This window comes from Sphaerotilus sp. FB-3, from assembly GCF_023706025.1.
In the GTDB taxonomy this organism is placed as follows: domain Bacteria; phylum Pseudomonadota; class Gammaproteobacteria; order Burkholderiales; family Burkholderiaceae_C; genus Sphaerotilus; species Sphaerotilus sulfidivorans.
In genome coordinates this window covers 17,477-44,401 of sequence record NZ_BQWE01000031.1, presented here as the reverse complement: position 1 = coordinate 44,401, position 26,925 = coordinate 17,477, and the positions used below count along the sequence as shown (strand labels likewise).

24 protein-coding genes and 1 pseudogene are annotated in these 26,925 nt (G+C 71.5%); 7 read left to right on the top strand and 18 right to left on the bottom strand.

The features are described from left to right. Positions 1 to 16 precede the first annotated feature (16 nt). A complete protein-coding gene (locus NFT33_RS12230; protein WP_251675653.1) occupies positions 17 to 1,408 on the top strand; it encodes a DUF1501 domain-containing protein in 1,392 nt (463 codons plus the stop codon). 18 nt (positions 1,409 to 1,426) lie between these two features. On the opposite strand, the gene mmuM is transcribed toward NFT33_RS12230, so the two are convergent. Further along, positions 1,427 to 2,401, bottom strand: coding sequence for a homocysteine S-methyltransferase (gene mmuM / locus NFT33_RS12225; protein WP_251675651.1), 975 nt, complete (start codon positions 2,399 to 2,401; stop codon positions 1,427 to 1,429). A gap of 8 nt (positions 2,402 to 2,409) precedes the next feature. Beyond that, on the bottom strand, positions 2,410 to 3,645 hold the full coding sequence (locus tag NFT33_RS12220; RefSeq protein WP_251675649.1) for a trans-sulfuration enzyme family protein: 1,236 nt from the start codon (positions 3,643 to 3,645) through the stop codon (positions 2,410 to 2,412). Between the two features lie 87 nt (positions 3,646 to 3,732). Between NFT33_RS12220 and NFT33_RS12215 the strand changes: the two genes are divergently transcribed. Next, positions 3,733 to 4,245, top strand: a complete 513-nt coding sequence (locus tag NFT33_RS12215) for an Lrp/AsnC family transcriptional regulator (protein WP_251675647.1) — start codon at positions 3,733 to 3,735, stop codon at positions 4,243 to 4,245. Between the two features lie 7 nt (positions 4,246 to 4,252). On the opposite strand, the gene mgrA is transcribed toward NFT33_RS12215, so the two are convergent. The 3 genes from mgrA to NFT33_RS12200 form a co-directional block, all read right to left on the bottom strand. Next, positions 4,253 to 5,299, bottom strand: a complete 1,047-nt coding sequence (mgrA, locus tag NFT33_RS12210) for an L-glyceraldehyde 3-phosphate reductase (RefSeq protein ID WP_251675645.1) — start codon at positions 5,297 to 5,299, stop codon at positions 4,253 to 4,255. 95 nt (positions 5,300 to 5,394) lie between these two features. After that, entirely contained in the window at positions 5,395 to 5,928 is a 534-nt protein-coding gene (locus tag NFT33_RS12205; RefSeq protein ID WP_149505063.1) for a phasin family protein, read from the bottom strand. A 110-nt stretch (positions 5,929 to 6,038) separates the two neighbouring features. After that, entirely contained in the window at positions 6,039 to 7,937 is a 1,899-nt protein-coding gene (locus NFT33_RS12200; RefSeq protein ID WP_251675643.1) for a 3'-5' exonuclease, read from the bottom strand. Between the two features lie 236 nt (positions 7,938 to 8,173). Between NFT33_RS12200 and NFT33_RS12195 the strand changes: the two genes are divergently transcribed. Then, positions 8,174 to 8,608, top strand: a complete 435-nt coding sequence (locus NFT33_RS12195; protein ID WP_251675640.1) for a CBS domain-containing protein — start codon at positions 8,174 to 8,176, stop codon at positions 8,606 to 8,608. Here the strand turns inward: NFT33_RS12195 and NFT33_RS12190 are convergent. Further along, complete coding sequence (locus NFT33_RS12190; protein WP_251675638.1) at positions 8,593 to 9,522, bottom strand: LysR substrate-binding domain-containing protein; 930 nt, start codon at positions 9,520 to 9,522, stop codon at positions 8,593 to 8,595. The two genes, NFT33_RS12195 and NFT33_RS12190, sit on opposite strands and share 16 nt — an antisense overlap. 125 nt (positions 9,523 to 9,647) lie before the next feature. Here NFT33_RS12190 and NFT33_RS12185 point away from each other — a divergent pair, with 125 nt between their 5' ends. From NFT33_RS12185 to NFT33_RS12175, 3 genes are all read left to right on the top strand, one after another. Next, positions 9,648 to 10,781, top strand: coding sequence for a tartrate dehydrogenase (locus NFT33_RS12185; RefSeq protein WP_251675636.1), 1,134 nt, complete (start codon positions 9,648 to 9,650; stop codon positions 10,779 to 10,781). 116 nt (positions 10,782 to 10,897) lie between these two features. Then, entirely contained in the window at positions 10,898 to 12,628 is a 1,731-nt protein-coding gene (locus tag NFT33_RS12180; RefSeq protein WP_251675633.1) for a cation:proton antiporter domain-containing protein, read from the top strand. Between the two features lie 101 nt (positions 12,629 to 12,729). Beyond that, the gene (locus NFT33_RS12175) at positions 12,730 to 13,329 is read left to right on the top strand and encodes a GNAT family N-acetyltransferase (protein ID WP_251675631.1); all 600 of its coding nucleotides are present in this window, start codon (positions 12,730 to 12,732) and stop codon (positions 13,327 to 13,329) included. On the opposite strand, the gene chrA is transcribed toward NFT33_RS12175, so the two are convergent. The 5 genes from chrA to NFT33_RS12150 all read right to left on the bottom strand — a co-directional run bounded on the left by chrA (position 13,307) and on the right by NFT33_RS12150 (position 18,549). Beyond that, complete coding sequence (chrA, locus tag NFT33_RS12170) at positions 13,307 to 14,644, bottom strand: chromate efflux transporter (protein ID WP_251675629.1); 1,338 nt, start codon at positions 14,642 to 14,644, stop codon at positions 13,307 to 13,309. The two genes, NFT33_RS12175 and chrA, sit on opposite strands and share 23 nt — an antisense overlap. After that, complete coding sequence (locus NFT33_RS12165) at positions 14,641 to 16,098, bottom strand: TrkH family potassium uptake protein (RefSeq protein ID WP_251675627.1); 1,458 nt, start codon at positions 16,096 to 16,098, stop codon at positions 14,641 to 14,643. The genes chrA and NFT33_RS12165 overlap by 4 nt, the downstream gene beginning before the upstream one ends. Positions 16,099 to 16,116: 18 nt before the next feature. Continuing rightward, a complete protein-coding gene (gene trkA, locus NFT33_RS12160) occupies positions 16,117 to 17,496 on the bottom strand; it encodes a Trk system potassium transporter TrkA (protein ID WP_251675625.1) in 1,380 nt (459 codons plus the stop codon). 85 nt (positions 17,497 to 17,581) lie between these two features. Further along, the gene (locus NFT33_RS12155; protein ID WP_251675622.1) at positions 17,582 to 17,863 is read right to left on the bottom strand and encodes a hypothetical protein; all 282 of its coding nucleotides are present in this window, start codon (positions 17,861 to 17,863) and stop codon (positions 17,582 to 17,584) included. 149 nt (positions 17,864 to 18,012) lie between these two features. Then, positions 18,013 to 18,549, bottom strand: coding sequence for a hypothetical protein (locus NFT33_RS12150; RefSeq protein ID WP_251675621.1), 537 nt, complete (start codon positions 18,547 to 18,549; stop codon positions 18,013 to 18,015). A 148-nt stretch (positions 18,550 to 18,697) separates the two neighbouring features. Between NFT33_RS12150 and NFT33_RS12145 the strand changes: the two are divergent. Next, positions 18,698 to 19,327, top strand: a pseudogene (locus tag NFT33_RS12145) (UDP-2,3-diacylglucosamine diphosphatase); the annotation flags it as partial. 74 nt (positions 19,328 to 19,401) lie between these two features. Here NFT33_RS12145 and NFT33_RS12140 read toward each other — a convergent pair. The 7 genes from NFT33_RS12140 to can all read right to left on the bottom strand — a co-directional run bounded on the left by NFT33_RS12140 (position 19,402) and on the right by can (position 26,786). Next, positions 19,402 to 20,439 carry a glycosyltransferase family 4 protein gene (locus NFT33_RS12140; protein ID WP_251675619.1) on the bottom strand — a complete coding sequence of 346 codons (1,038 nt, stop codon included), beginning with the start codon at positions 20,437 to 20,439 and terminating at the stop codon, positions 19,402 to 19,404. Continuing rightward, positions 20,439 to 21,104 (bottom strand): MFS transporter, encoded by a 666-nt coding sequence (locus NFT33_RS12135; RefSeq protein ID WP_251675617.1) that lies wholly within the window; start codon positions 21,102 to 21,104, stop codon positions 20,439 to 20,441. The genes NFT33_RS12140 and NFT33_RS12135 overlap by 1 nt, the downstream gene beginning before the upstream one ends. Before the next feature lie 70 nt (positions 21,105 to 21,174). After that, entirely contained in the window at positions 21,175 to 22,308 is a 1,134-nt protein-coding gene (locus NFT33_RS12130) for an acyl-CoA dehydrogenase family protein (protein ID WP_251675615.1), read from the bottom strand. Between the two features lie 39 nt (positions 22,309 to 22,347). After that, entirely contained in the window at positions 22,348 to 23,043 is a 696-nt protein-coding gene (locus tag NFT33_RS12125) for a LysE family translocator (RefSeq protein ID WP_251675613.1), read from the bottom strand. After that, positions 23,040 to 24,239 carry an acetyl-CoA C-acyltransferase gene (locus NFT33_RS12120; RefSeq protein ID WP_251675611.1) on the bottom strand — a complete coding sequence of 400 codons (1,200 nt, stop codon included), beginning with the start codon at positions 24,237 to 24,239 and terminating at the stop codon, positions 23,040 to 23,042. The genes NFT33_RS12125 and NFT33_RS12120 overlap by 4 nt, the downstream gene beginning before the upstream one ends. Before the next feature lie 19 nt (positions 24,240 to 24,258). Continuing rightward, positions 24,259 to 26,076 (bottom strand): bifunctional isocitrate dehydrogenase kinase/phosphatase, encoded by a 1,818-nt coding sequence (gene aceK, locus NFT33_RS12115; protein ID WP_251675865.1) that lies wholly within the window; start codon positions 26,074 to 26,076, stop codon positions 24,259 to 24,261. A 23-nt stretch (positions 26,077 to 26,099) separates the two neighbouring features. Continuing rightward, on the bottom strand, positions 26,100 to 26,786 hold the full coding sequence (gene can, locus NFT33_RS12110) for a carbonate dehydratase (protein WP_220786434.1): 687 nt from the start codon (positions 26,784 to 26,786) through the stop codon (positions 26,100 to 26,102). Between the last annotated feature and the right edge of the window lie 139 nt (positions 26,787 to 26,925).

Below are 26,925 nucleotides of genomic sequence, written 5' to 3'. Positions count from 1 at the left end.
GACAGGACCCTTCCCCATGAGCTACATCCACAAGCATCTGGCCCGCCGCGACTTCCTGCGCCGCACGGCCCTGGCGACGGCCTGGGCCGGCACGCCCTTCGCCGCCAACCTCGCCGCGATCGGCGCGGCCGCAGCGCAGACCGCCGGCGACCACAAGGCGCTGGTGTGCATCTTCCTGCACGGCGGCAACGACAACAGCAACACCATCGTGCCGGTCGAGTCGAGCGCCTACTCGCGCTACCTGAGCGCCCGGCCGGCGATCGCGCTGCCTCAGGCCACGCTGCTGCCGCTGTCGCTGAGCGGCTTCACCGGGCCGCAGCTCGGCCTCAATCCGGCGCTGGCGCCGATCCGGCCGCTGTTCGATGCGGGCCGCTGCGCCATCGTCGCCAATGTCGGCACGCTGGCCTGGCCGACGACGCTGACCCAGTACAAGAACCGCACGGTCCAGACGCCGCTGGGCCTGTTCTCCCATTCCGACCAGCAGTCGTCCTGGCAGACCGGCCTGCCGACCCGGGCCTCGACGACCGGCTGGCTCGGCCGGGTCGCCGACATGACCACCAGCGCCTACAACGCCGGCGCAGGCGTGTCGATGTGCATGTCCCTGGCCGGCAACAACATCATGCAGGCCGGTGCCTCGGTGGTGCAGTACCAGGTCACCACCCAGGGCCCGGTGGTGATCGAGACGATGACGCCCGGCCACTGGCGCCATGACCCGGCCATGGCCGCGGCGATGAACAAGCTGCTGACCGAGCCGCGCAGCCACATGCTCGAGCAGGCCTACACCACCATCGGTGCGCGCTCGATCGCCACCGGCCAGCGCGCCAAGGAGGCGCTGGCGTCGGTGCCGGCGCTGTCGACCGTGTTCCCGGCCAATGGCCTGGCTGCGCAGCTGCGCATGGTCGCGCAGCTGATCGCCGCGCGCAGCGGCCTGGGCCACCGGCGCCAGATCTTCTTCGTCGCGCAGGGCGGCTACGACTTCCACGACAACCTGCTGGACAACCAGGCGCTGCGCCTGGGCGAGCTGGCCAGCGCGATGGCCGCCTTCCATGACGCCACCGTCGAGCTGGGCGTGGCCTCGAACGTGACCACCTTCACCGCCTCGGACTTCGGCCGCGGCCTGCAGTCCAACGGCCGCGGCTCCGACCACGGCTGGGGCGGGCACCATTTCGTCATGGGCGGCGCGGTCAACGGCAACCGGCTCTACGGCCAGTGGCCGACGGTGGCGCTGGGCGGGCCGGAGGATGTCGGCCAGGGCCGGCTGCTGCCGACCACGCCGGTCGACCGCTACGCGGCGACGCTGGCGCGCTGGTTCGGCGCCTCGGCCTCCGACCTGACGACGGTGCTGCCCAACCTGTCGCGCTTCGTCACCGCGGCGAATGCACCGATGGGCTTCCTGCCGGTCAGCTGAGCGACCGGACGGGGCCGCTCAGCCCTGCTGCTCCCAGCGCCGCCACAGCGCGGCGATGTCGGCCGGCGAGGTGCGGCAGCACCCGCCGATCAGCCGCGCGCCCGCGCCGGCCCAGTCCATCGCCTGTGCGTCGAAGGCGCGGTGCGCGCATTCGGGGCCGGCGCGCCAGACCTTGGCCTGCGCGTCCCAGACCTCGCCCGCGTTCGGGTAGACCAGCACCGGCCGGTCGCTGCGGGCGCGGATCGCACGCACCAGCGACGCGATGTGCTGCGGCGCGGTGCAATTGACGCCGATCGCCACCACCGAGGCGAAGGGCGCCAGTGCCGCCGCGCAGTCGCCGATCGGCTCGCCCTGGCTGGTGTGCTTGCCGTCGCGGCAGGAGAAGCTGATCCAGCCGCGCAGGCCCAGCGCGTCCATCAGCCGCGCCAGCGCACGCGCCTCGGCCAGGCAGGGCAGGGTCTCGCAGGCCATCAGGTCGGCGCCGGCCGCCTTCAGCACCTCCAGGCGCGGGCGGTGGAAGGCCATCAGCGCCTCCTCGTCCAGGCCGTAGTCGCCGCGGTATTCCGAGCCGTCGGCCTTCATCGCGCCGTAGGGACCGACCGAGGCGGCCACCAGCGGCGTCGGACGCGCATCGCTGGCCGGGCGCTCCTGCAGCCACTGCGCGCGTGCCTCCTGCGCCAGCTCGACCGAGCGGCGCATCAGCGCGGCGGCGGCGTCCGCGTCCAGGCCGCGCCGGGCGAAGCCCTCGAAGGTGGCCTGGTAGCTGGCGCTGGTGGCGACATCGGCGCCGGCACGGAAGTAGTCGAGGTGGACCGCGCGGATCAGCTCGGGCTGCTCGATCAGCAGCCGCGCCGACCACAGCGCGTCGCGCAGGTCGGCGCCGCGGCGCTCCAGCTCGGTGGCGAGCGCGCCGTCCAGGATCAGGTGCGGGCGCCGGGCCAGCCACTGGGCGATCGGATCGATCGGGTCGATGGGGTCGAGGGGCGAGGTCATGGTGGGCTTCATTCGGTGTCGAGGGGCGTGTTCAGCGCCTGGTCGAGGTCGGCGATCAGGTCGTCCGGGTGCTCCAGGCCGACACTCAGGCGGAAGCTGCCCTCGCCGGCCCAGCGCCGGTACTCGGCCAGCGCCTCGCCGTGCAGATCGTAGGAGCTTTCCATCATCGCGGCGGTGTCGAGCAGCACGACCAGGCTGCGCTGGTGGCCGAGCGAGAAGGCGTAGTGCACCAGCCGCAGCCGCGCGGCGAGCTGGCGCGCCATCGCCTGCGGCCGCGCGGTGCGGAAGGTCAGCACCGCGCCGCCCAGCGGCATCTGCCGCTGCGCCAGCGCGTGCTGCGGGTGGCTCTCCAGCCCCGGCCAGACGACCGCCTCCACCTGGGGGTGCGTCTGCAGCCAGCGCGCGAGGCGCCCGGCGCTGTCGCAGGCGCGGCGCAGCCGCACGTCCAGCGTGTCGATGCCGCGCAGGATCAGCCAGGCGGCCTGCGCCGACAGCGCCGCGCCCAGGTGCACGCCGGCACGCGCTCTCAGTGTCGAGATCAGCGCACGCGGCCCGATCACCGCGCCGCCGAGCGCGTCGCCGTGGCCGTTGATGAACTTGGTCAGCGAGTGCACGACCAGATCGGCGCCCAGCGCCAGCGGCTGGCTCACCACCGGCGTGGCCAGCGTCGAGTCCACCGACAGCCGCGCGCCGTGCGCATGCACCCGCGCGGCCAGCGCGCGCAGGTCGGTCAGGCGCAGCAGCGGGTTGCAGGGCGTCTCGGCATGGACCCAGCGGGTGTTGGGGCGCAGCGCGGCCTCCAGCGCCGCCGGGTCGGCGAGGTTGACCGCGCTCACCTCGATGCCGAAGTCCGGCAGCATGCGCGAGGCCAGCTCGCGGGCCCCGGCGTAGCAGACGTCGCTGACGATCAGGTGGTCGCCCGCGCGCAGCAGCGACAGCCAGACTGCGGCGATCGCCGCCACGCCGGTGGCGGTGGCCAGCGCGTCCTCGCCGCCTTCCAGCGCGGCCAGGCGCTGCTCGAGCTGGCGCACCGTCGGGTTGGTCCAGCGCGCGTACATGTAGGGCAGCTGCGCCAGATCCTCGACGCCCTCGGCCGAGAAGGCGGCCTCGCCCGGCTTCACCAGATGGTTGACCGAGGCGCACAGGCCGGGCGCGATCGCGCCGGTGGCGGCGTCGATCTGCAGGCCGGCGTGCAGCGCCAGCGTCGGCAGCGCATCGGAGGGCAGGGCGGGGGCGGCGGGCACGGGCGGGTTCATCCCGCCAGTCTCGCCGCGCTCGGGCGCCGGCCGGCCGCATCTGCCGGGGCTGTGGCGCCGCTAGACTGCGTTTCCATGTCCGATTCCGATGACCTGAGCACCGCCGCCGAGCCCGGCCACGCGCTCGATGCCTTCGACCGCCGCATCCTCGCGCGGGTGCAGTCCGACTGCCACCGCCCGGCCGAGTCGATCGCCGCCGAGATCGGCCTGTCGGCCTCGGCGGTGCAGCGCCGGCTGCGGCGGCTGCGCGAGCGCGGCGTGATCCGCGCCGAGGTCGCGCTGCTCGATCCGGCCGCGCTGGGCGCAGGCCTGACGCTGATCGCCGGCATCGGCTTCGAGCGCGAGCACTACGCGGCGCTGGCGCGGCTGCGCGCGCTCCTGGCGCCCGAGCCCGCGGTGCAGCAGGCCTACAGCACCACCGGCGACGACGATCTGGTGGTGATCCTGCGCGTGGCCGACATGCCGGCCTACGACCGGCTCTGCGCGCGCTGGATGGCGCAGGTGCCGCAGATCGGCCGCATCACCACGCAGGTGGTCATCGAGCCGCTGAAGGTCGGGCTGGCGCTGCCGGTGCCGGGCGGGGACTGAGGCGGGCTCAGGCCCAGTCGGTGTTCGGCGCCCGCCACAGGTCGACGCCGCCGTCCTGGGCATGCGCGTCGATCTCGGCCAGCTCCTCGGCGCTGAAGTGCAGGTTCTGCAGCGCGGCGACGTTCTCGCGGATCTGCGCGGCGCTGCTGGCGCCGATCAGCGTGGTCGTCACCCGCGGGTCGCGCAGCACCCAGGCCAGCGCCATCTGAGCCAGGCTCTGGCCGCGCCGCTGCGCGATCGCGTGCAGCGCGCGCACCCGCGCCAGGTTGGCCTCGCTCAGGTGCTCGCGCATCAGCGAGCCGCCGCCGGGGCGGTTGACGCGCGCGTCGGCAGGAATGCCGTTCAGGTACTTGTCCGACAGCAGCCCCTGCGCCAGCGCGGTGAAGGCGATGCAGCCGGCGCCCTCGGCTGCCAGCGTGTCGAGCAGGTTGCGCTCGATCCAGCGGTTCAGCAGGTTGTAGCTGGGCTGGTGGATCAGCAGCGGCACGCCCTCGGCCTTGAGCAGCGCCGCCATCTCGGCCGTCTTGCCCGGCGAGTACGACGAGATGCCGACGTACAGCGCCTTGCCCGCGCGCACCGCCTGCGCCAGCGCGCCGGCGGTCTCGGCCAGCGGCGTGTCCTTGTCGAAACGGTGCGAGTAGAAGATGTCGACGTAGTCGAGGCCCAGGCGCTTCAGGCTCTGGTCCAGGCTGGCCAGCACGTACTTGCGCGAGCCGCCGCCCTGGCCGTAGGGGCCGGGCCACATGTCCCAGCCGGCTTTGGTCGAGATGATCAGCTCGTCGCGGTAGGGCCTGAAGTCCTCGCGCAGCAGGCGGCCGAAGTTGATCTCGGCGCTGCCGTAGGGCGGGCCGTAGTTGTTGGCCAGATCGAAGTGCGTGATGCCGAGGTCGAAGGCGGTGGTCGCCATCTCGCGCTGCACGCTCAGCGGCGTGGTGTCGCCGAAGTTGTGCCACAGGCCGAGCGACAGGGCCGGCAGCTTCAGGCCGCTGGTGCCGCAGCGGCGGTAGGGCATGGTCTCGTAGCGGCCGGGGGCGGCCTGCCAGGTGGGGGTCATCGGCGTGTCTCCTTGAAAAAAAGCCCGACCGTTGTCGGGTCGGGCCTTGAACGGTACCGAGGAGGTACCGAGGAGACAAGCGGTACGGAGCGCGATCAGCGGCGGCCGGTGGCCTTGGCCGCGGTCTCGCTCAGGGTCTTGAGGTTGGTCTCGGCCAGCGAGACGGCCTGGCGGGCGGCCTTCTGCACGCTCTCGAAGGCGGCGTCGGCATTGGCCATCGCGGTCTTGACGGCGGCGACGGCGCTCTCGCTGCCCTTCGGGGCCTTCTCGGCGGCCTGGTCGACCAGCTCGGTGAACTTTTCCTTGGCGGTGGCCAGCTGGGCTTCGGCCAGCTTGCTCACTTCGGCCTGGGTCGAGGCGGCGATGTCATAGACCTGGCGGCCATAGGCCAGCGCCTTTTCCTGGGCCGGCTTGACGTATTCGGTCTGCAGCGCGGCCAGCTCCTGCGGGCCCTTGGCCGACAGCACCGCCTTGGCGTGCGCGGCGTTCTCTTCCAGCGTGTTGCGCGCGGCCTGCATGTTCAGCTCGACCAGCTTCTCGATGCTCTCGAAGGCCTTGTGGGTCAGCGACACCAGCGCTTCGAGGTTGGCCTTGTTGGCAGCGGCGATTTGTTCGGGCGTCAGGGACATGGTCGGGCTCCGCGAGGATGAGAACTGAAGAAGTTTTGCTGCACTGCAGCATGGCTTCAGTATAGAGACCTCCCGGTCCGGGGTGCAAGGGTTTTGCTGCACTGCAGCAATCATTGGAGCGCAGACTCTAGTCCCTGCTCCTGCAGCGCCGCCTGCAGCCGCTCCACCACCGGCGAGCTGCCGCAGCACGACAGCACCAGCGACTGCGTCGCGCGGGTCATCGCGACATAGACCAGCCGCACCGCGTCTTCCAGCGTCTCGTCGCGCCAGGGCAGGCGCTGCAGGCCGGCGACATGCACATGGGCGAATTCCAGCCCCTTGGCGCTGTGCAGCGTGACCAGCCGGATGCCGGCCTGGCTCCAGTCGAAATGCTGGAAGCCGGCGCTGCCCATCGACTGCAGCGGCAGGCCGCGCCGCGCCAGCGCCTCGGCGATCGGCGCCATCTGCGCCCGGGTGCGGCACAGCACCGCGATCTCGCCGAGCGGCGTGCCTGCGACCACCGCGTCGGCGATGCGCGCGGCCAGCAGCTCTGCCTCCTCGTGCGCGCTGCGGGCGCGGATCAGCACCGGGCGCGGGCCGCGCCGGCCGGAGCTGCTCGGCGCCACGCCGGTGACGCGGTCGTCCTCGTCGTCGCGGCCGGCCTCGCGGTCGCGGCCGCGCTCGGGCAGCAGGCCGCGCGCGAAGCGCAGCGCCAGCCCGAGCACCTCGGCGGTGTTGCGGTAGTTCAGCCGCAGCACGCTGGTGCGGCCGCGCGCCTGGATGCCGACGCTGGTGAAGCTGAAGCGTCGGCGCAGACGCTGGTAGATCGACTGCGCATCGTCGTAGAGCACCAGCAGCCGGCGCGCGGCCGGATCGGTCATCGCCGCGGCCAGGCGCAGCCAGTCGTCCTCGAAGTCGTGGGCTTCGTCGATCAGCACCGCATGGTGGCCGCCCAGCGGCACCCGGCCGGCATCGGCCGCGGCGATCACCGCCTGCGCCAGCCGCGCCGGCGCGTCCGCGTCGTCCTGGCCCTCGGGTGGGGCGGGCACCGCGATGCGGTGACGCCGCGCCAGCTCGGCGCACCAGCCGTGGAAGGTGCGCACCTGCAGCCGTGCGCGCAAGGGCTCGTCGGGGGCGACCAGCGCCTCGATGCGGTCGGCCAGCGCGCGGTTGTAGCAGAGCACCAGCACCGGGCGTGCCGGCTCGGCCTCGCGCGCCAGCAGCCGAGCGCGGTGCACCAGGATCATCGTCTTGCCCGAGCCGGCCACGCCGTGAATGACCCGGTGGCCGTCGCCCAGCGTGCGCGCGACCTGCTCCTGCTGCAGGTCCATCACCTGCAGCAGGTCGGGCACCTCGGGCAGCGTTTCGGGCGGCATCGCGGCGGGGGCGGGCGCCGGCTCGCCCAGCCGCAGCTCGGGAAACAGGTGCCAGCGGATGCGCTCGCGCTGCGCCGGCGTCAGCCGCTGCGCCAGGTCGACGGTGAACAGGCCGGAGAGGCGCTGCACGAAGGTTTCCGGATCGACGCTGTCGTCGAGGTCGTCGCGCAGCAGCGTGCGCGCTGGCGGGAAGACCGCGTCGAAGCCGGGCAGGGCGGCGACCTCGGCCCGGCGCAGGTTCGACATCACCGCGCCCCAGCCGTAGCGCAGCGCCAGCCGGCCGCGGTGCGGGCCGTCGTCGTGCACCAGCGCTGGATCGCGCTGCAGCAGGTCGGCCAGCGCCATCGCATGATCGCGCACCTGGCGCAGCGGATGCGCGGTCATCACCGGGCCGCTGGCGGTGGCCAGCTCGACCCGGTCGGGCGTGGCCTGGCGGATCGTCGCGAGCTTCCAGTCCTTGACCTCGAGCAGCAGCAGCCCCAGCCCGGGGCCGAGCACGATGAAGTCGGGCTGGCGCGCGGCCTCGCCGACCGGCAGGTCATGCCAGACGATGTGCTGGTCGTCGAGGCACTGGCGCAGCTGGTCGAGCACGCGGCGCTCGCCGGCGTTGCAGCGGGATTCGATCTGGCGCAAGCCCTGGGGAAACTGGGCCATCGGGGGCAATCAGGTGGAGGAGCGGTTCGGAGGTCGGAGCGAAAGGCGGTTCGGACGGCCGCGGGGCGCGATCCTTGCATGAGATCGGCGCCCGTGTCGCGTTTCCTGAATTCCGAAGGCAGCCCGAGGCTGAAGTTTCATTTCCGGGCTCGAATCCGGAAAGACCATCAGCCCGCCGGCGCCGCGATTACGCGAAGATGGGCCATCGATCCGCTGATCGCCGCCAAGGAGTCGCCATGAGCACCGTCGCCCAGATCCTGAAGTCCAAGCCCGTCAACCAGCCGGTGCGCACGCTGCCGCCGCAGGCTACCGTGCGCGAGGCCATCGAGCTGATGGCCGAGCACCGCATCGGTGCGCTGCTGGTCGCCGAGGGCGATCGCATCGTCGGCATCTTCACCGAGCGCGACTACGCCCGGAAGATCGAGGTGCGCGGCCGCTCCTCGGCCGACACCCGGCTGGCCGAGGTGATGACGCCCGACGTGCTGCATGTCGGGCCGGCCACCACGACGCAGGAGTGCATGGCGCTGATGACCGACAAGCGCCTGCGCCACCTGCCGGTGCTCGACGGCGGTCAGGTCGTCGGCATGGTCTCGATCGGTGACCTGGTCAAGGAGATCATTTCCGAGCAGCAGTTCATGATCGCCCAGCTCGAGAGCTACATCCGCAGCTGAGCCGATCGCGCAAACCAGTCCGCCAGGAAGTCGAGCGCCACCCGCAGCCGGGCCGATTCGTCGGCCCGGCCCGCATGCACCGCCCAGATGCTGGCGTTCTGGCGCCAGTCGGGCAGTAGCTGCACCAGCCGGCCCTCGGCCAGCGGTGCGGCCACATCCCACAGCGAGCGCAGCACGATGCCGTGGCCCTGCAGCGCCCAGTCGACCGCGATCTCGCCGTGGTTGGTCGACAGCGGGCCGGTGACGCGCACCGTCTGCTCGCGCTCGCCCTGCTGCGCGTGCTGCAGCCGCCAGACGCCGAAGGGATGGTCGCGCTCGCGCACCACCAGGCAGTCGTGGCCGGCCAGCTCGGCCGGGCTGCGCGGGGGCTCGCGCCGCGCGAGGTAGTCGGGCGCGGCGCACAGCACCCGGTGATTGGCCGCCAGCCGGTGCGCCACCCACTGCGGCGCGATCTCGTCGCCGACGCGGATGTCGAGGTCGTAGCCCTCGGCGGCGATGTCGACCAGCCGGTCGAGCACCTCGAAGCGCACCGTCAGCCGCGGACAGGCCCGCGCCAGCGCCGCCAGCGCCGGCGCGACATGGCGCCGCCCGAAGCCGAAGCTGCTGCACACCCTGAGCGCGCCGCGCGGCTCGGCGCGCACCGCCGAGACCTGGCCGACCAGATCGTCCATCGCGTCGAGCAGTGGCTGCGCGCGCAGGCAGAGCTGCTCGCCCTGCGGCGTCAGGCCGATGCGCCGGGTGGTGCGGTGCAGCAGCGTCGCGCCCAGCTGCGCCTCCAGCAGCCGCACCCGCTTGCTCACGCCGGCGGTCGACAGCCCCAGCTCGGTCGCAGCCGCCGAGAAGCCGCCGCGGCGCACCACGGTCAGGAACAGGCGCAGATCGTCGGGATGGGGCGTGGCGGGCGAGGTCGTCATCCAGCGGATTGTCAACGCATCGTGCACGATGGATCAACGATCCGGGGCATTGGAAACCGGCCGTGCGGGCCTAGCATCGCGGCATTCCTTCTTCTGCCGGTTTTCCTGCCGTTCCTGGAGTCCCGATGTCCTCGACCCTGCCGACCTCCGTGTCTTCTCAACCCTCCCTCGCCGCTCGCCCGTTCCGCGTCGCCGTCATCGCCGGCGACGGCATCGGCAAGGAGGTGATGCCCGAGGGCCTGCGCGTGCTGCGTGCCGCGGCCGAGCGCTTCGGCCTGGCGATCGAGACGACCGAATTCCCGTGGGCGAGCTGCGACTGGTTTGTCGAGCATGGCGAGATGATGCCGGCCGACTGGAAGGCGCAGCTCGAAGGCATGGACGCGATCCTGTTCGGCGCGGTCGGCTGGCCGGCGACGGTGCCCGACCACGTCTCGCTGTGGGGCTCGCTGCTGAAGTTCCGCCGCGAGTTCGACCAGTACATCAACCTGCGCCCGGCGCGGCTGTTCGACGGCGTGCCCTGCCCGCTGGCGGGCAGGAAGCCCGGCGACATCGACATGATGATCGTGCGCGAGAACACCGAGGGCGAGTACACCAACCTCGGCGGCACGATGTTCGCCGGCACCGAGCGCGAGATCGTCATCCAGGAATCGGTCTTCAGCCGCTTCGGCGCCGACCGGGTGCTGCAGTACGCCTTCGAGCTGGCCTCCCGCCGGCCGCGCCGGCACCTGACGGTGGCGACCAAGAGCAACGGCATCGCGCTGAGCATGCCGTGGTGGGACGGCCGCGCCGACGCGATGCACGCAAGTTATCCCCAGGTGGCCGTGGACAAGCAGCACATCGACATCCTGACCGCGCGCTTCGTGCTGCAGCCGCAGCGCTTCGACGTGGTGGTGGCGACCAACCTGTTCGGCGACATCCTCAGCGACCTCGGGCCCGCCTGCACCGGCACGATCGGCATCGCGCCCTCGGCCAACCTGAATCCGGAGCGGCGCTTCCCCAGCCTGTTCGAGCCGGTGCACGGCTCGGCGCCGGACATCTATGGCCGGGGCATCGCCAACCCGATCGCGATGATCTGGTCGGCGGCGATGCTGCTGGACTTCCTGACCGAGGGCACTGGCGCCGGCCGCGCCGCGCACGACGCCATCGTCGGCGCGATCGAGGCCGTGCTGCGCGACGGCCCGCGCACGCCCGACCTGGGCGGCACGGCCGACACGGTGGCGGTGGGCGAGGCGATCGCGGCGCAGGTGGCCGGCCGTTGAGCGCCCGCCGTCTGGGGTCTCCCGCCGATGGCTGAACGCTGGGGCTGAACTGTCGGGAAGAATCGGGATCCATCGCCCGGTTCCATCACACATCACCCGAGGGAGTTGCGCCGTCCATGCCCCATGACGTCAGCCTGATCGCCACCATCGCCGCCGCCTTCGGGCTGGCCCTGATTCTCGGCCTGCTGGCGATGAAGCTCAGGCTGCCGCCGCTGGTGGGCTATCTGCTGGCGGGCGTGGTGGTCAGTCCGGCCACGCCGGGCTATGTGGCCGACGTGGGCCTGGCCGGCCAGCTCGCCGAGATCGGCGTGATGCTGCTGATGTTCGGCGTCGGGCTGCATTTCTCGCTCGATGACCTGATGGCGGTGCGCCGCATCGCGGTGCCTGGCGCGATCGTGCAGATCGTCGTGGCCACGCTGCTGGGCGCTGGCGCGGCGATGCTCTGGGGCTGGAGCGGTGGCGCGGCCATCGTCTTCGGGCTGTGCCTGTCGGTGGCCAGCACCGTGGTGCTGCTGCGTGCGCTGGAGGCGCGCGGGCTGCTGAAGTCGGAGCAGGGCCGCATCGCGGTGGGCTGGCTGGTGGTCGAGGACCTGGTGCTGGTGCTGGTGCTGGTGCTGGTGCCGGCGCTCTCGGGCCTGCTGGGCGCGCCGGCCTCCGGCACGACCGAGGCGGCCGCGGCCGGCGGATCCGCCGCGCTGTGGAGCGCCATCGGCCTGACGCTGGCCAAGGTGGCGGCCTTCGTCGTGCTGATGCTGGTGGTCGGGCGGCGGCTGCTGCCGCGGCTGCTGTGGTGGGTGGCGCGCACCGGCTCGCAGGAGCTGTTCACGCTGGGCGTGGTCGCCACCGCGATCGGGGTGGCCTTCGGCGCGGCCAAGCTCTTCGATGTGTCCTTCGCGCTCGGCGCCTTCTTCGCCGGGATGATGATGCGCGAGTCGGAGTTCAGCCACCGCGCCGCCGACGAGACGCTGCCGCTGCGCGATGCCTTCGCGGTGCTGTTCTTCGTCTCGGTGGGCATGCTGTTCGATCCGGCGGTCCTGTGGACCGAGCCGCTGCGGGTGCTGTCGGTGGTGCTGGTCATCCTGGTGGGCAAGACGGTCGCGGCGGTGGCGCTGGTGCTGATGCTGCGCTACTCGCTGGGCACTGCGCTGACCGTCGGCGCCAGCCTGGCGCAGATCGGCGAGTTCTCCTTCATCCTGGCCGGACTGGGCGTGACGCTCGGCCTGATGCCGGCCGAGGCGCAGAGCCTGGTGCTGGCCGGCGCGATCCTGTCGATCGCGCTCAATCCGGCGCTGTTCTCCCTGATCGCGCCCTTCGAGCGCTGGCTGCTGGCGCGCTCCGCCCTGGCCCGTCGCCTCGATGCGCGCATCGAGCCGCTGTCGGCGCTGCCGATCTCGACCGACGAGAAGCTGCTGCGCGATCAGGTCATCGTCGTCGGCCACGGCCGGGTCGGCCGGCCGCTGGTGCAGACGCTGCAGGAGCGCCAGGTGCCGCTGGTGGTGGTGGACCTCGGCCGCGAGCGGGTCGACCGTCTGCGTGCCGAGGGTCTGGCGGCGGTCTGCGGCGACGCGGCCGAGCCGGAGGTGCTGGTGCAGGCCCATGTCGCCCAGGCGGCGATGCTGGTGGTCACCGCGGGCGACGCGCTGGCGCTGCGCCGCATGGTCGAGACCGCCCGCACCCTCAATCCCGCCATCCGCGTGCTGCTGCGCGCCGCCAGCGAGGACGAGGCCGAGCTGCTGCGCGGCGAGGGCCTGGGCACGGTGCTGACCTGCGAAAGGGAGCTGGCCCGGGGCCTGGGTCAGGGGGTGATCGAGGCGCTGGCGGCCTCGATCAGCGCACGCTCAGCCTGAGTGGCGTATTGTCACCGGATGTTTCACGGGTGCCGGCCTCCCGCCGGTTTCCTGCAGAGCAGCGGCACATCGCCGCAGCACAGAGCCTCGACAGAGCAGACATGAATCCATCTCCGGTGTCGATCCGCGGGGCCGGTCCGCAGGACTGGGCCTTCATTCATGCGCTGGTCGCGCAGCATTTCACCGGCCTGGTGGCCGAATCGGCGCTGTGCCACTGGCTCTGCCACGAGTCGCACCGTGTCTTTGTCGCCGAGCTGGGCGGGCGGCCGGTCGGCTTCATTCATGTGCAGCCCCGGCCGGCGGCCGGCGAGCTGTGGCTGAACCTGATCGCTGTGCAGGCCGAGGCGCGCCGCGGCGGGGTGGCCGCGCGGCTGCTGGCGCACTGCGAGGCGCTGGCCGCCGGCCAGGGCCTGACGCGGCTGGCGCTGCAGTGCCATGTCGGCAATCCGCAGGGGCTGGCGTTCTACGCGCGCGCCGGTTTCCTGCGCGGCGAGCAGCATCACGACCCGGAGATCGGGCAGGATTTTGTGCGCCATGCGCGCGCGGTGCCGCCCGGCACCGTGGCCGCGGCCTTCGGCGCGGCGCCGTCGATCTGGGCGGGGCGGCTGCGGCGGCTGCTGTACCGGCTGCGTGGCATGGGGCGTCGCTCGCTGGGCGAGCTGAGTGGCGCCGGCCGGCTCAGACCAGGCTCAGGCTCCTGAGCAACCCCATCCCGGCGCAGACCGCCAGCACCTTCACGATGTCCTGCTGGTAGCGCCACAGCGCCACGAAGGCCACCACCGCCACCGCTGCCGAGAACACCTCGACCCCGCCCGAGAAGGGCGCGGCGGCCGTCGCCCGCGGCCAGACCACATGCCAGCCGAAGAACACCGCGAGGTTCAGGATCACGCCGACCACCGCGGCGGTGATGCCGGTCAGTGGCGCGGTGAACTGCAGCTTGCCGCGGGTGGACTCGACCAGCGGCGCACCGGCCAGGATGAAGACGAAGCTCGGCAGGAAGGTGAAGAAGGTCGCCACCGTGGCCCCGGCCAGACCGGCCAGTGCCAGCGCGTCCGGCCCGAAGATTTCCTTCGTCCACGCGCCGACGAAGCCGACGAAGGCCACCACCATGATCAGCGGCCCCGGCGTGGTCTCGCCCAGCGCCAGGCCGTCCATCATCTGCGGGCCGCTCAGCCAGCCGAAGGTCTCGACACCGCCCTGGTAGACATAGGGCAGCACCGCGTAGGCGCCGCCGAAGGTCAGCAGCGCCGCCTTCGTGAAGAAGCCGCCCATGTCGCGCAGCACCGGCTGGCCGAGCAGCAGCGCCATCGTCCCGAACCACAGCCCGAGCGCCACGCCCACCAGCACGAGCAGGTAGCCCCAGCGGAACCGGGCGTGCGGCGGTGCGGGCGTGTCGTCGTCGATCAGCGCGGGGCCGTGGCCGGCCTGGGCCGCGCCGTGGCTGCCGCCGGTCTGGAAATGCTGCGGCGCGATCCGCCCGCCGAGCGCGCCGATCAGTCCGGCCGCCAGCACGATCGCCGGGAACGGCACATCGAAGCCGAACAGCGCGATGAAGGACAGCGCCGCCATCGCCTGCAGCACCCGGTTCTTCAGCGCCCGCGTGCCGATCCGCCACGCCGCGAAGACCACGATGGCGACCACGGCCGGCTTGATCCCGTCGAAGAGACCCTTCACGACGGGCACATCGCCGAACGCCAGGTAGACCCAGGTCAGCCCCGCCAGGATCAGCAGCGAGGGCAGCACGAACAGCGTGCCGGCGACGATGCCGCCCCAGGTCCGGTGCAGCAGCCAGCCGAGGTAGATGGCGAGCTGCTGCGCCTCCGGGCCGGGCAGCACCATGCAGTAGTTCAGCGCATGCAGGAAGCGGCCCTCGCTGATCCAGCGCCGGCGCTCGACCAGCTCGGCATGCATCAGCGCGATCTGGCCGGCCGGGCCGCCGAAGCTGATGAAGCCGAGCCGCAGCCAGTAGAGGAAGGCCTCGCCGAAGCTGGGGTGGCGCGGGGCGGTCATCGTCATCGTCTCCAGAACTGCGGCGTGAACAGCACCAGCACCGCGAACAGCTCCAACCGCCCGAGCAGCATCACCACGGTGCAGATCCAGGTCTGCGCGTCGGTGAGCCCCTGGTAGTTGTTGGCCGGGCCGACCTGGCCCAGGCCGGGGCCGGTGTTGTTGACGCAGGCCACCACCGCCGTGAACGCGCTGACGATGTCCAGCCCGGTCAGCAGCAGCGCCATCGTGCCGGCGGTCAGCACCGCGCCGTAGACCAGCATGAAGGCCTGCACCGAGAACAGCACCTGCGGCTCCACCACCGCGCCGCCCAGCGTCACCGGCCGCACCGCGCGCGGGTGCAGCAGCCGGGTGAACTCGCGCTGCACCTGCTTCATCAGCAAGAGCGAGCGGCTGAGCTTGATGCCGCCGCCGGTCGAGCCCGCGCAGGTCGCGAAGCCGCACAGGAACAGCATCAGGATCGGCGCGAAGATCGGCCACTGCGCGTAGTCGACCGTCGCGAAGCCGGTGGTCGTCGCCACCGAGATGACGTTGAATGCGGCGTGGCGCAGCGCGGTCGTCCACTCCGGATAGACGCCGTGCGCGACCAGGAAGACGGTGACCACCGTGACGCTGGCGGCCATCAGCGCGAAGAACAGCCGCGCTTCCAGATCGCGCCACAGCGGTCGCATCGAGCGGCGCTGCCAGATGCGGAAATAGAGCGCGAAGTTCACGCCGGCCAGCAGCATGAACACGATGGCCACCAGTTCCACCTTCAGCGAGTCGAAGGCGGCGAAGCTGGCGTCATAGCCTGCCAGCCCGCCCAGACCCATCGTCGAGCACATGTGCATGAAGGCGTCCGGCCAGCTCATGCCGGCCCAGCGATAGCCCAGCAGGCAGGCGGTGGCGATGGCGAAATAGACCGCCCACAGCCCGCGCGCCGTCTCGGCGATGCGCGGGGTGAGCTTGTCGTCCTTCATGGGGCCGGGTGTCTCGGCCTTGAAGACCTGGCTGCCGCCCACGCCCAGCAGCGGCAGGATCGCCACCGCCAGCACGATGATGCCCATGCCACCGATCAGCACCATGAAGCAGCGCCAGATGTTGAGCGACACCGGCAGCTTCTCCAGCCCGGTCAGCACGGTGGCGCCGGTTGTCGTCAGCCCGGAGACGGCCTCGAAGTAGGCATCGGTGAGGCTCAGGCCGGGAATGTGCAGCAGCAGCGGAATGGCGCCGAAGACCGGCAGCACCGTCCAGACCAGCGTCGCCAGCAGGAAGCCGTCATGCGGCTGCAGTTCGCGGTCGAGATGGCGGCAGTGCAGGAACAGGCCGGCGCCGATCGCCATCGTGATCGCCATCGACAGCGCGAAGCCCTCCTCGATGCCGTCATGCAGGAAATGCGAGAAGCCCAGCGGCACCGCCATCGTCAGCCCGAACAGCATCAGCACGCCGCCGAGCACCTTGAAGACCGGGTAGTAGTAGCGCATCGGATCGGCCGGCCGGTGTCAGAAGAAGGTCGCGCCGACCTGGAACAGCTTCTCGACCGCACGCACCTGGCGCTTGCTCGGCAGGAAGACGATGACATGGTCGTCGGTCTGGATGACGGTGTCGTGGTGGGCCATGATGACCTCGTCGCCGCGCACGATCGCGCCGATCTGCACGCCCTCGGGCAGGTCGATCTGCTCGATGCGCCGGCTCACCACCTTGGAGCTGCGCCGGTCGCCGCGCGCGATGATCTCCAGCGATTCGGCCGCGCCCTGGCGCATGCTGTGCACCGCCTCGACATCGCCGCGGCGCACATAGGCCAGCAGCTCGCCGATGACCGCATGCTGCGGCGAGATCGCCACGTCGATCTGCGTGCCCTGCACCAGCTCGGTGTAGGCGCGGCGGTTGATCAGCACGATGGCGCGGCGCGCGCCCAGGCGCTTGGACAGCAGGCCCGACAGGATGTTGTCCTCGTCGTCGCTCGACAGCGCGATGAAGACATCGGTCTCGCCGACATTGGCGTCGGTCATCAGCTCCTCGTCGGTGGCGTCGCCGTGCAGCACCAGCACCTCCGAGCCCAGCTCGGCGGCAAGGTACTCGCAGCGCTGGCGGTCGAGCTCGATCAGGCGGATCTCGCAGCGGCCGCGCAGCTCGCGCGCCAGGCGCAGGCCGACCTTGCCGCCGCCGGCGATCATGACGCGGCGCACCGGCCGGTCGCGCTCGCGCAGCGCGCACAGCACCTCGGTGACCGCGGCGGTGCGGGTCAGCACGAAGGCCTCGTCGCCGGCCTCGATGCGGGTGCTGCCGTCGGCCTTCAACGGCTGGTCGCGCCGGAACAGGCCGACGACGCGCATGTCCAGGTTCGGCACCAGCGTCGGGATCTCGTCGAGCCGGTGGCCGACCAGCCGGCTGCCGGCACCGGCGCGCACGCCCGCCAGCGTGACCCGGCCGCCCGCGAACTCGATGACACGCAGCGCCTCCGGATACTCGACGAGCTTGCGGATGTAGGTGGTGACCGACTGCTCCGGGCAGATCACATGGTCGACCGCGAAGCCGCCCTCGCGCGCCAGCAGCGGCGCGCCCTCGACGAACTCGGGCGAGCGCAGCCGCGCGATGGAGGTGGTGACGTTGAACAGGTCGTGCGCGACCTTGCAGACCGTCAGGTTGGTCTCGTCCTGCGGCGCGCAGGCCACCAGCAGGTCGCAGTCCTCGGCGCCGGCCTCGCGCAGCACCGAGGGCTGGATCGCGTTGCCGCAGACACCGCGCAGGTCCAGGCGCTCCTGCAGCTCGCGCAGCCGCTGCGGGTCGGTGTCGATGACGGTGATGTCGTTGCGCTCCGACACCAGGTGCTCTGCCACGCTGGTGCCGACCCGGCCGGCGCCGATGATCAGGATGTTCATGGCGCGATTATCGGCAGCGGCGCTGACGCCGGGCGCGCGCTGCCGCGTCGGGCTTGTCCGGGATCAGGCCGGGATCAGGCCGGGATCAGGCCGGCAGCGCCACCGGCTTGCCGGAGAACCAGTCGCTCCAGGCCGAGGGGCGCGGCGCCGATGTGCTCGGCGTGACCGGCTCGGCCAGGCCCGCCTCCAGCAGCGGCGTCAGGGCGGCCAGCGCCTGCGCCCGGCCTTCGTCCGGGCCGAGCAGCTGGTCCAGGGGGGTGTAGCCGTTGAGGCGCATCAGCAGGCGCAGGGCCTCGGCGGGCAGTTCATGCTCCTCGAGCAGGGCGGCACGGCCCCGGTCGGTGCGCTGGAAGATCCTGTGGGTCATGGGCATTCCTCGAGCGTTAAGGAATTCATTGTTTTAGACGGATGTCGCCCGGTTGTCACCGGGGGGCGCGATGGTAGCCGCAGTGCCTGCCCCTGTGCTTGCCCGCTCTTGTTTCACGCGGTTTCATCTGGCGGCTGCGCGCCGCGGCCTCAGCTGCAGAGCCAGACCCGCGACTGCCGGCCGATCGCCACCAGCCGGCGATCGCTGCACAGCACCAGATCGACCCCCGGGTCGGCCGGATCGGCCTCGGGCCGGCGCCGCCAGAAATGGCGCGCGATGCCGGCCACGCTCAGGTGACGGGTGCCGTCGATGCACAGGCAGGGCGTGAGGTCCGGATCCTCGTCGTCGCGGGCGCGCTCGGCGCTGCGGCCGTCGCGCAGCGCCGGCACTTCGATCAGCAGCATCGCCGGCGTGCCGGCCGGCGTCTGCCACACCGCCGGGTCGACCTCGGCGGCGGTGGTCAGCGCCAGCCGCAGCGGCGCGGCATGACCGGACAGGGCCTGCAGCACCGTCTTCATCGCCGGCGACAGCCGGCCGGTGCCCTGGCGCACGAAGGGCCGGACGGGCTGCGGCGGGCTGGAGGGCTCGATCTCGAGAATCTCGCCTGGACGGGCCAGGGCCTGCTGCAGCAGGCGTGCGGCGCGCAGATCGTCGGCGTCAGGGGTGTCGGCGGGGTTCGGCATCATCGCGGAGGGCTCCTTCGGGTGGGCGTCGTGCGTCCTGCCTGTCAGTGTCCGGGGGCTCGATGACAGGGGCTTGTCGTGCCGATACCGCGTCGTGCCGCTGTCACCCGCGCTTCACCGGGGGGTCATCCCGGGTGCCGACGATGGCCCCATGAACGCCATCACCGCCCCCGCCGCCGCGGCGCCGGACAGTGCCTTCCCGCAGGAGACGCTGTCGGTCCGCACCGTGTTCATTTCCGACGTGCACCTGGGCACGTCCGGCTGCCAGGCCGAGGCGCTGCTCGACTTCCTGCGCGCGGTCGAGTGCGAGACGCTCTACCTCGTCGGCGACATCGTCGACGGCTGGCAGCTGCAGCGGCGCTGGTTCTGGCCGCAGGCGCACAACGACGTGGTGCAGAAGGTGCTGCGCAAGGCGCGCAAGGGCACCCGGGTGATCTTCGTGCCCGGCAACCATGACGAGTTCGCGCGCCGCTACGCCGGCCATGCCTTCGGCGGCATCGAGGTGGTGGAGGACTGCATCCACCAGACCGCCGACGGCCGCCGGCTCTGGGTGATGCACGGCGACCTGTTCGACGGCGTGATCCAGTGCGCGCGCTGGCTGGCCCATGTCGGCGACGGCCTCTACCAGCTGGCGCTGCGGCTCAACCGGATGCTGAACTCGGCCCGCGCGCGCCTGGGGCTGCCCTACTGGTCGCTCTCGCGCTACCTGAAGCTCAAGGTCAAGCGGGCGGTCAGCTTCATCAACGACTGGGCCGAGGCGATGCACCGGCGCGCGCGCCGCGCGCCGATGGCGGCGCTGCCGCAACCGGCCTGAGCCCGAGCCGGCCCGGCGCTGCCCAGGCTCCGGCCCCGGGCTCAGGTCGCCGCGATCAGCGCGGCCGGCCGCGGGATCGGTCGGAGCGCCTGCTCGAACTGGCGCGTCGCCGCCGCCCAGGTGTAGCGCTCGGCGAAGGCGCGCACGCGCGTGCGGTCGCAGCGCAGCGCGGCCAGGCAGGCCGCCTTCAGGTCGGTGTCGATCACGCCGCCCTCGCCGCTGGTGCCGACCACATCGATCGGGCCGGTCGCCGGCAGCGCCGCCACCGGCGTGCCGCAGGCCATCGACTCGATCAGCACCAGGCCGAAGGTGTCGGTCTCGCTCGGGAAGACCATCACGTCGGCGCTGCGGTAGAGCTGCGCCAGGTCCGGGCCGGAGAGCACATCGAACCAGCGCACCCCGTCGCCGTAGGTGCGGCGCAGCCGCGCGGCCTCGGGGCCGGCGCCGGCGACCCATTTCTCGCCGGGCAGCGCCAGCCGCAGGAAGGCGTCGATGTTCTTCTCGACCGCCAGCCGGCCCACGTACAGGAAGACCGGGCCGTGGCCGGCCGGGCGCGCCAGCACCGGCCCGTGCGGGCTGAACATCTCCAGGTTGACGCCGCGGCTCCAGTGCACCGGGTGCCGGTAGCCGTGGCGGCGCAGCTCCTCGCCCATGTGCGGCGTGGGCACCAGCGTGGCCACGCCGCTGCTGTGGAAGCGGCGCAGCAGCGCGTGGCTCCAGTTCACCGGCAGGCCGGTGCGCAGCTGCAGGTATTCGGGGAAGCGGCTGTGATAGGCGGTGGTGAAGGGCCAGCCGCGCCGGCGCGCCACCGCGCGCGCCGCCCAGCCCAGCGGGCCCTCGGTGGCGATGTGCAGGCAGTCGGGCTGCAGCGCGTCGAGCCGGCGCGCCATGCCGCGCGGCGTCACCGCGGCGAGGCGGATGTCCGGATAGGTCGGGCAGGGCACGCTCGGCCAGCCCTGCGGCGAGACGATGTGCACCTCGTGGCCGAGCAGGCCGAGCTCGTGCGTGGTCATCTTCAGCGTGCGCACCACGCCGTTGACCTGCGGCTCCCAGGCGTCGGTGACGATGACGATCCTCATCAGGCGATCTCCTTGTGGCGATGGGGTTGCCGGTGGTGGTGCCGGTAGTGGTGGCGGTGATGCAGCGCGATCAGCGCCATCAGCAGCGCGATGCCCAGACCGAAGCCGCGGATCAGCAGCTCGAGCGGCAGGTCCTGGCGACTGAACCAGGCGTAGCCGGCCAGCATCAGCAGCACGCTGGCGTTCTCGTTGAAGTTCTGCACCGCGATCGAGCGCCCGGCGCTGAGCAGCGCGGCGCCGCGGTGCTGCAGCAGCGCGTTCATCGGCACGACGAACAGCCCGGCGACCAGGCCGGCGCAGGCCAGCAGCGGCAGTGCCGGCAGCCAGTGGTCGATGTGCGGCATCGGCAGCAGCAGCAGCAGGCCCATCGGCACGCCCAGCGCCATCGCGGCGCAGGCGCCGGCCTTGAGCGCATTGGCCGCGCTCATCACCGCGGCCTTCGGCGCGCGGTCGGCCAGCGGCCCGACGAAGGGCGCCAGCAGCACATAGGCCAGCGTGAACGCCAGCTTGAGCAGCGGCGGCAGCCAGACCGGCCCGCCCTCGGCCGCGAGGCGGCCGATCGCCACCAGCAGCAGCGCGTTGTCGGCCAGTCCGGACACGAACTGGGCCGACATCAGCAGTCGGAAGCCGCTCAGGGCGGCGGGCAGGGGCAGCGACGTCGTCACCCGGCCGAGTGTCGGCAGCGGGCATGACGCCGGCGTGATCGGGACGTGATCGTGGCGTGACCGGGCCGCGTCAGCCCGCCAGCGCGCGCCCGATCAGGATCTTCTGCACGTCGCTCGTGCCCTCGTAGATCTGGCAGACGCGCACGTCGCGGTAGATGCGCTCGACGGGAAAGTCGCTGACATAGCCGTAGCCGCCGAAGGTCTGGATCGCCATCGAGCAGACCCGCTCGGCCATCTCGCTGGCGAAGAGCTTGGCCATCGCGGCCTCCTTCAGGCAGGGGATGCCGGCGTCCTTCATCGAGGCGGCGTGCCAGATCAGCTGGCGCGCGGCCTCGATCTGCGTCGCCATCTCGGCCAGGCGGAACTGCACCGCCTGGTGCTCGAAGATCGGCACGCCGAAGGCCACGCGCTCCTTGCTGTAGCGCAGCGCCGCCTCGAAGGCCGCGCGCGCCATGCCGACGCACTGCGAGGCGATGCCGATGCGCCCGCCCTCCAGCCCGGCCAGCGCGATCTTCAGGCCCTGGCCCTCGTCGCCGATGCGGTTGGCCGCCGGCACGCGGCAGTTCTCGAACAGGATCTGCGCGGTGTCCGAGCTGCGCTGGCCCATCTTGTCCTCGAGGCGCGCCACCGTGTAGCCGGGCGTGGTGGTCGGCACGATGAAGGCGCTGATGCCCTTCTTGCCGGCACTCCGGTCGGTCACCGCCATGACGATGGCGACGTCGCCGTTCCTGCCGCTGGTGATGAACTGCTTGACGCCGTTGAGCACATAGTGATCGCCGTCACGCACAGCGGTGGTCTTCAGGCCGCCGGCCTCCGAGCCGACGTGCGGCTCGGTCAGACAGAAGGCGCCGAGCATGTCGCCGCGCGCCAGCGGCTTCAGGAACTGCTGCTTCTGCGCCTCGCTGGCGAAGCCCATCAGGATCGAGCAGACCGGACAGTTGTTGACGCTGATGACGGTGGAGGTGCCGCCGTCGCCCGCGGCGATCTCCTCGAGGATGAGGGCCAGCGCCAGGTAGTCGAGGCCGGCGCCGTCGTGCTCGGTCGGCACCGCCACGCCGTAGCAGCCCAGCGAGGCCAGGCCCTTGAGCTGCTCGGCGGGAAAGTGGTGCTCCTTGTCCCAGCGCGCCGCGTGCGGGGCGATCTGGTCCTGGACATAGGTGCGGATGGCGTCCTGGATGGCGCGGTGGTCGTCGGAGAGCAGCATGGGTGGGCCTCTTTCGGCGTGTTGAACGGCGCTGCGCCCTCAGGGCACGGGCGCCTCGGTGCGGGCCAGCCGTGCGGCCAGGCCCAGGAAGAGCAGGCCGCCCAGGCCCTGCAGCCAGCGGCCGGCCGAGGCGGAGCCGAAGATGGAAGAGCGTGCACGCTGCCGGAGCAGGCCGGTGATGCCCACGAGCACGGCGAGGAACAGCGCGCTCTGCGCCGCGAACCACGCGCCCAGCACCAGGAAGCTGAAGGCCTTGTCAGGCGCGGCGGCATCGATGAACTGCGGCAGGAAGGCGAGGAAGAACAGCGCGACCTTCGGGTTGAGCACATTCGTCAGCAGGCCCTGGCGAAAGGTGCGGCCCAGCGGCGGGGCCTCGTCGGCGGCGCCGGGCGACACCGCGGCCGCGGGAGCCCGTGCCGGATCGGCCCATGCCGCGCGCAGCATGCCCGCGGCCAGCCAGACCAGATAGGCCGCGCCCAGCCACTTCAGCGCCGAGAAGGCGGTGGCCGACATCGCCAGCAGCGCCGCCAGCCCGGAGGCCGCCGCCAGCGCGTGCACCACGCAGCCCAGGCTGATGCCGGCCGCGCCGGCCAGCCCGGTGCGCGGTCCGCACTGCAGCGTGCGCCCGACCACGAAGACCAGGTCGACGCCCGGCGTGGCGTTGAGCACCAGCACCGACAGCGCGAACAGCGCCGGATCGTGCAGACCCAGGGCCATGCCGATGCCGTGCGTCACGCCATCTCGACGGCCAGCGCGGTGGCCTCGCCGCCGCCGATGCACAGGCTGGCGACGCCGCGCTTCAGGCCGCGCTTCCTGAGCGCGCCCAGCAGCGTCACGACGATGCGCGCGCCCGAGGCGCCGATCGGGTGGCCCAGCGCGCAGGCGCCGCCGTGCACGTTGACGATCTCGTGCGGCAGCGAGAACTCGTGCATCGCCGCCATCGTCACCGCCGCGAAGGCCTCGTTGACTTCCCACAGGTCGACCTCGCCGACCTGCCAGCCGGCGCGTGCGAGCACCTTGCGGATCGAGCCGGCCGGCGCGGTCGAGAACCAGGCCGGCTCCTGCGCGTGCACCGCATGCGCGACGATGCGCGCGACCGGCTGCAGGCCGTGCGCGGCGGCGGTCGACTCGCGCATCAGCACCAGCGCGGCGGCGCCGTCGGAAATGCTGCTGGCGTTGGCGGCCGTGATCGTGCCGTCACGCTTGAAGGCCGGCTTCAGCCCGGCGATCTTGTCCAGACGGGCCTTGAAGGGCTGCTCGTCGTGGCGGACCACCGTGTCGCCGCCGCGGCCCTTGAGCGTCACCGGCGCGATCTCCCAGTCGAAGGAGCCGTCCTCGTTGGCGGTCTTGGCGCGGGTGGTGGAGGCGATGGCGTAGGCGTCCTGCGCCTCGCGGGTGAAGCCGTACTTCTCGACGCAGGCCTCGGCGAAGACGCCCATCGCCCGGCCGCGCTCGTAGGCGTCCTCCAGGCCGTCCATCGCCATGTGGTCGAAGAGCTGCGCGGCGCCGTACTTCACGCCCTGGCGCACGAAGCTCAGGTGCGGCGCGTTGGTCATGCTCTCCATGCCGCCGGCGATCATCACGTCGGCCGAGCCGGCGGCGAGCATGTCGTGCGCGAACATCATCGCGCGCATGCCGGAGCCGCACATCTTCGACAGCGTCACCGCGCCGGCCGAGATCGGCAGGCCGGCGGCCAGCGCGGCCTGGCGCGCCGGCGCCTGGCCCTGGCCTGCCATCAGGCAGTTGCCCATCAGCACCTCGTCGACCACGTCGCCGGGCAGGCCGGCGCGCTCGATGGCGGCGCGGATCGCCACGCCGCCCAGCTCGGCGGCGGGCAGCGCGGCGAAGTCGCCCAGCAGGCCGCCGATCGGCGTGCGGGCGGCGGAGACGATGACGACGGGGTCGTGGCTGCGGCTGATGCTGACGCTCATGGCGGCGCTCCTTCGGGATTCAGTCGGTGGGGACGGTGGGGGCAGGGGGAACGGCGGGTTCGACCGGACGCCGGCGGTGCAGGAAGCGGCGCTCCGGATCGTAGGGAAAGACATCGTGCACATGGCCGGCGCGGATGCGCGCCTGGTGCGCCTGCCAGAAGGCCGGGTCGAGCAGGTCGGCGTGATGGCGCATGAACACCTCGCGCACGCCGCGGTGGCCGAGCAGGAAGGGGCCGAAGGTCTCCGGGAAGACATCCTTCGGGCCGACCGAATACCAGATCTCGCCCGACATCTCGTCTTCCTCGTGGCGTGGCGCGGGCACGCGACGGAAGTGGCAGTCGGTGATGTACTCGATCTCGTCGTAGTCGTAGAAGACGACCTTGTTGTTGCGCACCACGCCGAAGTTCTTCCACAGCATGTCGCCGGGAAAGATGTTGGCCGCCACCAGGTCCTTGATCGCCTGGCCGTACTCGACGACCGCATGCTCGAGCTGCTCGGGCGTGGCCTCCTGCAGGTAGATGTTCAGCGGCACCATGCGGCGCTCGATGTAGACATGCTTGAGGATGACCTCTTCCTGGCCGTCGCCGTCGCGGTCGGAGATCTCGAGCTGGCTGGGCGCCTCGCGGCGGATCTCCTCGATCAGCGCTTCGGAAAAGCGCGCGCGCGGAAAGGCGACATTGCTGAACTCCAGCGTGTCGGCCATGCGCCCGACCCGGTCATGCTGCTTCACCAGCAGGTACTTGCCCTTGACCTGCTCCCGGGTGGTGTCCTTCTGCGCGGGGAAGCGGTCCTTGATGACCTTGAAGACATAGGGATAGCTCGGCAGGTCGAACACCAGCATCACCATGCCCTTGATGCCCGGCGCGATGCGGAAATGGTCGCTCGAGTGGCGCAGGTGCGACTGGAAGTCGCGGTAGAACAGCGTCTTGCCCTGCTTGTGCAGGCCCAGCTGGCTGTAGAGCTCGCTGCGCGGCTTGCGCGGCATCAGCGCGCGCAGGAACTGCACGTACGCCGAAGGCACCTCCATGTCGACCATGAAGTCGGCGCGCGCGAAGCTGAACAGCCGCTGCAGATCGTCCTCGCCGAACAGCGCCGCGTCGATGAACAGCCGCTGCTGTTCGTCCTTGAGGATCGGCAGCGCGAAGGGCAGATCGTTGTAGCCGTTGATGATGCGCCCGACCACATAGGCGCCCTTGTTGCGGAAGAACAGCGAGCTCAGCGCCTGGATCTGGAAATTGGTGCGTAGCCGACCCGGGCCGATGGCCGCCTCGGTCTCGGCCAGCACCTCGTCGAGGTCGCGTTCCAGGTCGGCCCATGCGCCCTGCAGCCCGAAATGGCCGACCAGCTGCGCCAGCGCCTCGCGCAGCGTCTCGCGGCTCGGGTACCAGGCGCGGAAGCTCGGGCGCAGCTGCGGCTCGCCGTTCTCGATGTATTCGGTCGAGACGGCCGGCCGCACGAAGATGAAGTCGTTGTGGAAATAGTCCCGGTGCAGGATCTTGGTCGTCACCGAGTTGAAGAAGGTCTCGGCCAGCTCGGGCTGGCGGTGGCCGGTCAGCAGGCCGATGTAGTGCAGCTTGACCTGCTGCCAGACTGCCATCTGCAGCGCGCCGGCGTGAAAGTCGCGCCGCAGCCGCTCGACCGTTTCCTCGACCCGGCGCGGGAAGAACGCGAGGCGTTCGCGCTGCGCCTCGTGCTGGCCGTGCCAGTCGCCTCGCTCGAAGCGTGCGCGTGCGCTGGCGCTGGCCTCCCGGAACAGCTGGTAGTGGCGGTTGAATCCCTCCAGCATCGCGCAGGCGATGTCGAAGGCGCGGGTGTCGTCGAGCTGCTGCGGGAACATCGGCGCGTTTCGCTGCATCCGGGTCAGTCGGCGGCCGCCTCAGCCGTCGAGGCTGGGGCAAAGCGCTGCTTCAGCGCCTCCAGCGCGCGCTCGTAGGCCGGCTCGATGTCCTGAGGCTTCGACACCGTGATGCGCAGATCCTCCAGCAGGCCGTTGTGCAGGCCGTAGACCCAGCCGTGAATCACCACCTCCTGGCCGCGCTGCCAGGCGTCCTCGACGATGGTGGTGCGGCAGACGTTGCGCGCCTGCTCCAGCACGTTCAGCTCGACCAGCGCGTCGACCTGGCGCTCGGGCGTCAGCCTGTCGAGAAAGGCCCGGTGCTGGTTGCGCACGTCCTGCACATGACGCAGCCAGATGTCGACCAGACCGACGCGCAGATTGTTCAGCGCCGCCTTGACGCCGCCGCAGTTGGAGTGGCCGACGACGATCACATGCGTGACCCGCAGCGCGTCGACCGCGTACTGGATCACCGACAGCGCGTTGAGGTCGCTGGGCACGATCACATTGGCGATGTTGCGGTGCACGAAGAGTTCGCCCGGCAGCAGATCGACCAGCTCGTTGGCCGGCACGCGGCTGTCGGCACAGCCGATCCACAGGTACTGCGGAGTCTGCTGCTTCAACAGGCGCGAGAAGAAACCCGGCTCGCGGGTCTCGGTGTCGGCTGCCCACTGGCGATTGCGTTCGAAGAGTTCGTTCAGTTCTGTGCTCATGGACAGCGATTGTTGCGTCAGGGGGCCTGTCCGTGGCTGACATCCGGGCACGAAGCGGGTACGGCCCGACGGGCTGCGGTCCGGATGCGACAGCGCGGCGATTGTTGATGACGTTTACGTAAACGTCAATTGGTGGGTG